Origin of the sequence: Dietzia sp. UBA5065 (assembly GCA_002415925.1) — a bacterium.
In the GTDB taxonomy this organism is placed as follows: domain Bacteria; phylum Actinomycetota; class Actinomycetes; order Mycobacteriales; family Mycobacteriaceae; genus Dietzia.
The window spans coordinates 28,594-28,846 of the sequence record DIAZ01000109.1 but is presented as its reverse complement, the minus strand read 5'-3'; the positions used below and the strand labels follow the sequence as shown (position 1 = coordinate 28,846).

Genomic DNA, 253 nt, shown 5'->3' with positions numbered 1-253 from the left:
CTGGTTCTTCGGTCACCCCGAGGTGTACGTCCTCGCGCTGCCGTTCTTCGGCATCGTCTCCGAGGTCTTCCCGGTGTTCTCGCGCAAGCCGCTCTTCGGTTACGCCGGCCTGGTCTTTGCGACCCTCGCCATCGCCGCGCTGTCCATGGCGGTGTGGGCGCACCACATGTTCGTCACCGGCGCCGTGCTGCTGCCGTTCTTCTCCTTCATGACGTTCCTCATCGCGGTTCCCACCGGGGTGAAGTTCTTCAAC

At 64.0% G+C, this 253-nt stretch carries 1 protein-coding gene; it reads left to right on the top strand.

The window, feature by feature from the left end; all coding sequences use genetic code 11:
* Positions 1-253: cbb3-type cytochrome c oxidase subunit I (locus B4M60_RS08435; protein WP_291082194.1), on the top strand; the 253-nt coding region annotated here is incomplete at both ends.